We start from the raw sequence: 629 nt of genomic DNA on the forward strand, positions 1-629 counted from the left end.
TCAATGGTCGACGCATTGGGCGTACTACTTGACGACGAATCATGTGGTACACCTGAGCTGGCGTTGATGGTACAACGACCTGCATGTTTTGCTCAGCACACAATTGAAGGTAACGCTCTAGACGAGCAGATGAGTGCTCCGGACCTTGGCCTTCGTAACCATGAGGCAGAAGCATCGTCAGGCCGCACAAACGTCCCCACTTTTGCTCACCAGACGAAATGAATTGGTCAATAACCACTTGTGCGCCGTTAGCGAAGTCACCAAACTGCGCTTCCCAAATGGTCAAACCGCCAGGTTCAGCTGTTGCATAACCGTACTCAAATGCAAGAACAGCTTCTTCCGACAACACAGAGTCAAAAACTTGGAAAGGCCCCTGCTTGTCATGGATATTCGCTAGCGGGATGTAAGTGCTTGCATCTGATTGGTTGTGAAGAACTGAGTGACGATGGAAGAAAGTACCACGACCTGAGTCCTGACCAGAAATACGGATACGCTTACCATCGTCTACCAATGTCGCGTAAGCCAATGTTTCAGCCATACCCCAGTCAATAGCCTTCTCACCTGTCATCATTGCTAAGCGATCGTTGTACAGCTTGTTTACTCGGCTTTGCAGCTTGTGGCTTTCCGGG

Annotated in this window: 1 pseudogene; it reads right to left on the reverse strand. The window is 49.8% G+C overall.

The features are described from left to right. Positions 1 to 629, reverse strand: a pseudogene (locus tag R7E78_RS27835) (2-oxoglutarate dehydrogenase E1 component); the annotation flags it as partial.

Source organism: Vibrio sp. YT-19(2023) (assembly GCF_033337395.1).